This is a genomic window from Comamonas sp. wu1-DMT (assembly GCF_040187805.1).
Classification (GTDB): domain Bacteria; phylum Pseudomonadota; class Gammaproteobacteria; order Burkholderiales; family Burkholderiaceae_C; genus Comamonas; species Comamonas thiooxydans.
Genome location: NZ_JBANEM010000026.1, coordinates 49908 through 57012 on the forward strand (window position 1 = coordinate 49908; position 7105 = coordinate 57012).

At 56.2% G+C, this 7105-nt stretch carries 8 protein-coding genes and 1 tRNA gene; 2 read left to right on the forward strand and 7 right to left on the reverse strand.

What is annotated here, in order from left to right:
* Positions 1–195 precede the first annotated feature (195 nt).
* Together cyoE and V8Z78_RS24370 are read right to left on the reverse strand one after the other, a co-directional pair.
* A complete protein-coding gene (gene cyoE, locus V8Z78_RS24365; protein WP_003062379.1) occupies positions 196–1101 on the reverse strand; it encodes a heme o synthase in 906 nt (301 codons plus the stop codon).
* A 24-nt stretch (positions 1102–1125) separates the two neighbouring features.
* On the reverse strand, positions 1126–2304 hold the full coding sequence (locus tag V8Z78_RS24370) for a COX15/CtaA family protein (RefSeq protein ID WP_349732308.1): 1179 nt from the start codon (positions 2302–2304) through the stop codon (positions 1126–1128).
* Positions 2305–2363: 59 nt separating this feature from the next.
* On the opposite strand from V8Z78_RS24370, the gene V8Z78_RS24375 reads away from it, so the two are divergent.
* Complete coding sequence (locus V8Z78_RS24375; RefSeq protein ID WP_012838685.1) at positions 2364–2600, forward strand: hypothetical protein; 237 nt, start codon at positions 2364–2366, stop codon at positions 2598–2600.
* Positions 2601–2812: 212 nt separating this feature from the next.
* Positions 2813–2886 (forward strand) — tRNA-Gly (locus V8Z78_RS24380).
* A gap of 388 nt (positions 2887–3274) precedes the next feature.
* On the opposite strand, the gene V8Z78_RS24385 is transcribed toward V8Z78_RS24380, so the two are convergent.
* The 5 genes from V8Z78_RS24385 to V8Z78_RS24405 all read right to left on the reverse strand — a co-directional run bounded on the left by V8Z78_RS24385 (position 3275) and on the right by V8Z78_RS24405 (position 6973).
* Positions 3275–3853, reverse strand: a complete 579-nt coding sequence (locus V8Z78_RS24385; protein WP_349732309.1) for a tyrosine-type recombinase/integrase — start codon at positions 3851–3853, stop codon at positions 3275–3277.
* Positions 3831–4403, reverse strand: a complete 573-nt coding sequence (locus V8Z78_RS24390; protein ID WP_349732310.1) for an Arm DNA-binding domain-containing protein — start codon at positions 4401–4403, stop codon at positions 3831–3833. The genes V8Z78_RS24385 and V8Z78_RS24390 overlap by 23 nt, the downstream gene beginning before the upstream one ends.
* 65 nt (positions 4404–4468) lie before the next feature.
* Positions 4469–4654, reverse strand: coding sequence for an excisionase family protein (xisR, locus tag V8Z78_RS24395; protein ID WP_349732311.1), 186 nt, complete (start codon positions 4652–4654; stop codon positions 4469–4471).
* 120 nt (positions 4655–4774) lie between these two features.
* Positions 4775–5128 carry a hypothetical protein gene (locus tag V8Z78_RS24400; RefSeq protein WP_150106953.1) on the reverse strand — a complete coding sequence of 118 codons (354 nt, stop codon included), beginning with the start codon at positions 5126–5128 and terminating at the stop codon, positions 4775–4777.
* A 57-nt stretch (positions 5129–5185) separates the two neighbouring features.
* Positions 5186–6973, reverse strand: coding sequence for a DNA polymerase (locus V8Z78_RS24405; protein ID WP_349732312.1), 1788 nt, complete (start codon positions 6971–6973; stop codon positions 5186–5188).
* Positions 6974–7105: the final 132 nt, after the last annotated feature.

Genomic DNA, 7105 nt, shown 5'->3' on the forward strand with positions numbered 1-7105 from the left:
GTGTCCGGCCAAGCCGCCGTTGAGCCGTCGGCGGTACGTTGCGTCCTGGTCACGGAGCCCGGGGTTTGGCTGGGCTGCACAAGATCCATTCAATCCGCACTCAAACCTAGACTCGGAAAGCACGGGAAGATCACTTTCCGACAGGCGTAGAAAAGCCCGGCGAGCCGGGCTTTTGCAATGGCAGGGCTTGAAAGATCAGGCCATGAACAGGTAGTGATCCACGAGCAGGGCGAGAAACAGCAGGCTCAGGTGAAGCAGTGAAAAACGGAAGGTGCGGCGCGACAGCTCGTCCGAGTAATTGCGGTACAGGGCCACGGCATAGGCGATGAAGCCTGCACCCAGAACGACAGCCGCGAACAGATACAGCCAGCTGCTCATGCCGTACATGAAGGGCAGCAGACCGGCCGCAAACAGCACAACGGTGTAGAGCAGAATCTGCAGGCGCGTGTATTCGCTGCCATGGGTCACGGGCAGCATGGGCAGGCCGGATTGGCGGTAGTCCTCCACGCGGTACAGGGCCAGTGCCCAGAAGTGGGGCGGAGTCCAGAGGAAGATGATGAGGAACAGAATCAGCGCCTCGGGGCCGACATTGCCCGTCATGGCGGCCCAGCCCAGCACGGGTGGCATGGCGCCTGAAGCTCCGCCGATCACGATGTTCTGTGGCGTGGCGGGCTTGAGAACCACGGTGTAGATCACCGCATAGCCGACAAAGGTGGCCAGTGTCAGCCACATCGTCAGCGCATTGGTCCAGACCAGCAAGATCGTGGCGCCAATCATGCAGAGAATGGCCGAGAAGGCCAGTGCCTGCTGACTGGAGAGCTCGCCGCGCGCCGTGGGGCGCCATGATGTGCGCTTCATCTTGGCATCGATATGACGCTCCACCAGGCAGTTGAAGGCCGCAGCGGCAGCCGCCACCAGCCAGATGCCGACGCAGGCGACGCCCATATGGATCCACTGATTGGCCGTGGGCCAGCCGGGTACGGCCAGCACCATGCCGATCAGGGCGCAGAACACGATGAGCTGCACCACGCGCGGCTTGGTCAGCGCGTAGAACTGGCTGATTCGCGAGGTGTTGTTCAACAAGGCTTCACTTTGACTCATGCAATCACTCTTTTGCGCTATGCCTCAGGCAGGGCGGTGCGCCATTTCAGGGTCGGGGGCGGTGACGGCATGGTTACGCGTCACGGCCAGGCTCCAGACCACAATCGTTACCAGGGCCGCAGCTCCACCGGTGTGGAGCACGGCCGCCACCAGGGGCCAGTCCAACACCACATTGGACAGACCCGTCAGAACTTGCAGCACCGCAAAAAATCCCAGCAGCCGGCGCTGCCTGGCCAGTGCAGGGGCATGACGCAATGCCCACCACAGGCTGGCCAGTGCCAGAACCACCACATAGGCTGCCAGCCTGTGGGTGTAGTGGATCGCGGTCAGCGCTTCGAAGCTGATGTGGCTGCCGTCCTTGAGCATGCCCAGCGGGCGCCAGATCTGCAGCGCTTCGGCGAAATTCATGGCCGGCCACCAACTGCCCTGACAGCCGGGGAAGCTCGTGCAGGCCAGCACGGCGTAATTGGTGCTGACCCAGCCGCCCAGGCTGACCTGGACGATGAGCAGCGCCAGACACAGCCATAGCGCGATGCGCAAGCGTCCGGCAATCGGGGCCGCAGAGCGACCGGCCTGCTGCTGGCTCAGTCCCGATGCAGGAATGGCCAGCAAGGCCAGCAAGCCGGTACCGCCCAGCAGATGCAGGGTGACGATGGCCGGAAACAGCTTCATGGTGACCGTCAAGGCGCCGAAAGCGCCCTGTATGCAGACCCATACCAGAGCCAGAGTCGGCCACCAGGGGTTGGCCGCGCCGCTGAAAGACGCGTGCTGACCCTTGCGTCTGGCGGCCCGCGCCTGCTTCCAGCTCATGACCGTCATGGCAATGATGAGCACGCCGACCGTGGTCGCCAGATAGCGGTGAATCATTTCCACCCAGGCCTTGCCATGGGTGACAGGGCCGGTCGGCATGGCGGCTTTCGCCTCGGAGATCTGGGCATGTGCTGCGATAGGGCTGGCCGTGCCATAGCAGCCAGGCCAATCAGGGCAGCCCAGGCCCGAGTCCGTCAGCCGTGTGAAGGCGCCGAACAAGACCAGATCGAAGGTCAGGAACAGCGTCAGCACGCAAAGGGCCTGCAGACGTTTGCCGGGGCCGGTGCCGCGACTGCGCCACCAGACCCAGCACAAAGGCCCCAGGGCCAGCACCAGACCGAAAGCCATGAGCTCCAGCGCAGGAGCCAGGTCATAAAGCTGCTGCTCCGTCATGCCGCAGCTCCGCGGGCCGGCTTCCATCGTCCAGCCGCCTGTGCTTCAGACAAGGCACGGTGGTCAGCGGGCAGGAAAAAATCGCAGAAGCAAAGCGGCATGATTCGGCAGGGGCGGTCAGTACTTGGCCAGTATTTACAGAAATTATTGAAGATCTTGGTCAAGCGCAAAACGAGAGCAACCTGCTTGCCCGTAGCGAGACTTGCGTGCTCCAGGACCAGGACTTTGCTCGACGCTTGGAGCAGCAGTTGAATGCAGGCTCTTTGATCCCGCACAATTTTACCCATGTGATTTGAGGCTAGGCAGTCGTGACCGGAGTGTCCCTAACAACGAGGAAGAAAGGCTGGTCCTCAAAACCCTACTTTCGGGGAAACTCCGAGGCAAAAAATTGCCAAAATGCTCCGATTTTGAACGGAGGCTACACAGCCTTGATGTACGATAGCCCAAGCTCGCAGCCTGGAACTGTGAGTGTGTCGAAGACAGCTGCAGTCGTGGCTTCGTCGCAGACGCGGGTGTCGTTCAATGGTAGGACTCTTGCTTCCCAAGCAAATAACGTGGGTTCGATTCCCATCACCCGCTCCAGACTTTCTCAATTTAATCAAATGGTTATCTGTGCTGAGTGGTTCGCTGGGCAAAATTTTGGGCAAATTTGTCTGATTTAAAGTTGAGCGCTATGATTAGGGGGCGTGCGCAGAAGAGCGTGTCACGACACATTTTCTACGCTTACAACTGATGCCTATCACGGCCGCTCAGAACCTCATGGAAAAAGCCGCTCGATGAGCGGCTTTTTTGTCTCTGCGATGCGTGTCAGGTGCGCGGCGATTGCTGCCCTGCTATACCGCGTACATGTCGAACGTACGCTGCAGCTTGCTGCTGACCATGCTGCGCTTCTGTTAGCAACTCAAACTTTTCGAGTTCTACTCGATCTTGCTCACCGTTAAGCCAGCGCGCATACGTGCGCGTGAACATCTCAATGCTGTGCCCCATCTGTCCTGCAGCGTAGCCAATTTTTTTGACCTGCCATTAGGCGCATCGTCGCGTTTGTGTGACGCATGTTGTATGGTCGGCGGTAGCGGATACCTAATGCGCGAAGTGTCGGTATCCAGTATTTGTTTCTTATCGACTTTTCTGAGTGCCATGGAAGATCGTCGTAAGGGTTCGTGAAAACGAACGCATCGTTGCCTCCCATAAACGTGAACTTCTTTTGGAGCCTCAGTAGCTCGATGGCTCGCTTGGTCAGCAGCACCATTCTCGATGAGTCCGTTTTTGTGCTCGCTTTGTGCTCACCAAAAACCAGCGCTTCGTGGACCTTGATTTCAGCTCTATTGAAATCCACTGAGCCCCAGCGCAGTCCGTACAACTCAGAAGAGCGCAGGCCTGTGAGGGACCAAAATTCAACGAGATTCGCAATGCGTTCGTCGTATCGTTCGCGCATGTACGAAACGATACTGTTGATCTCATTCAGAGAGAACGGATCGGCTTGCTTTTTCTGCCACTTTTTATGCGCACGAGCTGTAGAAACGGCTTCAGTGAGAATTCCATCCTGCACTGCCAGCGCGAGCGCCGAGCTGACAGCACTCAGGTAGTTGTTGAACGTTTTGCCGCTTAGCGCTGAAGCTTTTTTTGCGCGCCAGTTGCAGATGTGACAGCGTCAACTTGTCGAGCGGAATGTCTGCGATCTTCACTTCTTCGACGCGAGCTTTCTTCCCTCTACCGACTGTGACTTCAATTGTTGTACGGCGCCAGAAATTGCAGCAAACAGCGTAGCCGCGCATTGTCGACTTTGCGAGATCTAGCGTGTTGAACCAATGATCAATTTGCTCGATGAGAGTCGGTATAGGCTTCGTTTCCGAAGTCAAATTTTCGGTTGCGAAATAGTTCTCGTGTTCGTACGTTCCAAGTCTGATGTCGGCCTTGATTTTTGTGACAAGCTGGGTTGCGTACATCACGTTCTGCAGAGTGGGGAGTAGAGCGCTGCCGTCCGGCGCATTCAGTCGTTGGATGACGCTTGTGCCTCGCATGTTTATACGGATGCGTATCGATGCGTCGCGTACTTCGACGCCTGGGATTGCCTTCACTTTTTTCACTGCTGTCGCCATGCTTTGCACTCCTGAAATCTAATGATATTTGTTGATATCAGATTGTCTAAAAAATCGAGAAAATCTCAAAAGCGACGCAGGCCGCGCTGCCAGCGCGCTACAGCTTGCAGATCAATGAAAATTTGACCATTTGGCGCACGGCTGAACTCGACAGTTGCAAGCCAGACTCCAGATTCGATCTTGCGTCGAATTGCTTTTTCAGTCAGTCCTGTCTGCGCTGCTGCCGCGCGGACCGTGACGAGGACCTGCAATTCAGGGATTGCCGCCAGAGGAGTGGATTTTTTTTGTGGGTTTCATGACTTCAACGCTTTGATGTGTCGGTGACGAAAAGATGGGCAGGGCGGTGAAGGTGCCAGGAAGCTCAAGCCCTTCTACTGTGGATCTTTCTTTGCAACTCTTGAGGGCGCTCTGCGGGAAGCTGCTGCAGCTGGAGATGAAAACTGCTCAAGCAAGTGTTCATCGAGCTGCGTTGCGTCGAGATCCTGTGCTTGCACTATCTCAACGGGATTGACCGGACGTGCCTTGAGCTCATTGATTAAGCGGCGCATAGCAATCTCAATGAGCAAGTACGTCTGCCCATCCGCAACCGTTTTCAATTCTTGGTATAGCGATTCACGCAGTCTGAGCAGATGAGGCCGACGGCCACGCGTCTCTCCGCGTCCAACGACGACCAAACGTAGGCCTTGTTCATCAGCTCCCGCACCGGATTTTTTCTTTGTAGCCATGAGTCAGTACCTTTTATGAGTGTCGGGTGGTACTTTACGGTATCAGCTGCTATCAGCTCAGGACCAGGAGTTGCCCACTGTGATGTCGACAGAAGCAGGGATGTTGTACTGTGCAAAAACAGCATCTTCAGCGCTGAGCATCGCTCTTCGAACCTCTGCGGCCTCTCGTTGCGAACATGACTCTGGTACACACAGGACAAGCTCATCGTGAACCACATTCACGAGGTGCCGCCTGGTGCCGTGATCCATCGATGCAATGGCGCTAATGATGATGTCTGCGCCTGTGCCTTGACACGCGTAGCTCAGTAGCAGAAAAGGAGAGGTTGCAGTAACCTTCCTGCCGCTCAATGTGGCACCGCTGACAACCCGAGAGGTGGTGGTCTGAAAGACACCGTCATGCGCTTTCAGAAACAGTGTTTCCTTTGCCGCTGCGCTGAACGTGCTCTGGTACGAGTCGTGTAACAGAGCAATTTCCGGGTACATCTTGAACCACGCATCCCTTGCCGCTTGTGCCTCTTCAAATGTCCATGTGAGCCCATAAGCTAGCCGCCCGTATTCCCAGAACGATGAATCTTTCATACCGTAGAGCAGTCCGAAATTCTGAGCTTTGGCAGTGTCTCGTTCAACGAAGAGTCTGGACTTCAGTTCACAGCGTTCCTCGTCGCATAGTCCAGCAATGTACGCAGCGGCATTGCCGGTGAAATCGATATCTCCACGCTGCCGGACAGACTGCAATGCTGTGGTGAGATGGGGGTCAACGCCAGTCCTGAAGGCAGTTGCCAGCATTCCAGGGAGTCCAGTGCCTGCCCGCATTTTTTCTGCGAAACATGCGGCGATGCGCAGTTCGATTTGACTGTAATCGGCACTAATGATCACAGACCCTTCAGGAGCCGTCACAGCACTCCTGAGGCGCTGATCCATCGCCATAGAAGCGGGCCGTTTTGCTGTTAGCCGGCCTGTTACGGTGTCGTATCCGAATAGGGGGTGGATCCGTCCATTCGGTGACACTGATGCAATCAAATCATCACATGACGCCAAGGTACGTCTTGCATCACACAGGTCACGCCATGCGGCGATGCCGGGTAGCGCTATAGCCCCCTTGTTTGATAGTGACTTTAGGCTGATGGATGGAAGGCCATTGTCACTGGCATCAAGCTCAACACCCGTTGATCTGGCGTACTCTCCGACTGCTAAGCGGATCTCATCAGTAGCTCCTCCGGACATAGCGGATAGACGTGCCTGGATTTCGTACAACGACGGGATGTGCTCAACTACAGTACTTGCAGCCTTGGCAACTACCGCCGCCGCATCACATCTAATCGATTCCAGGCGGTCAATATCAACTGGCATCCCATTGCAGCTGATCTGTACCAACTGTGTCGGCAGGTTCGTCGCGCAAACTTCCCAGCCACGGTTCATCATGACTCTGTGTGGATCCGCATGGCCCAACACTGCATTTCTGTAGTGCCATGTGCTTAGCGGCGCGACGGACCATGCTCTGTCGTGGGCAGCTTTAACTGCGCGAGCATTCATGCCAGCCCCATGCATGATGGCTTCCAGCGATGTGGGTGGGGATGACTTTTTATGCGCTTTCACAAGCGCTGCGGCGGCTTGTTCGATGACCGCGCGCCTTGAAATGTCGTAGATCCGATCCGGATCTACGTACCTGACATGCCAGAGAGGGTCGTAGACCGCTGCTGGCGCCATGTTTGCGGCCCTTGCAGTACTCATAGCCCATGTGAGGAGCTCAGCTGCGTTGTAGCAATAAAGGTTTTTGGAATTGATGCTGTCTGATATCAATGAGGTGACGGCTGATGCGTCTAGCACATCAAGATCCCACACCATCACATCACCGCCTGGCAGCCCAACAACCCATGCCTGTTAATTTCCACGCAAAACTGACCCGCCATTTCCATCTCAAACTGACCCACTCCTTGACTTGAGCCGTAAGGCTCAAGATGTGGATTAGGTTTTGTT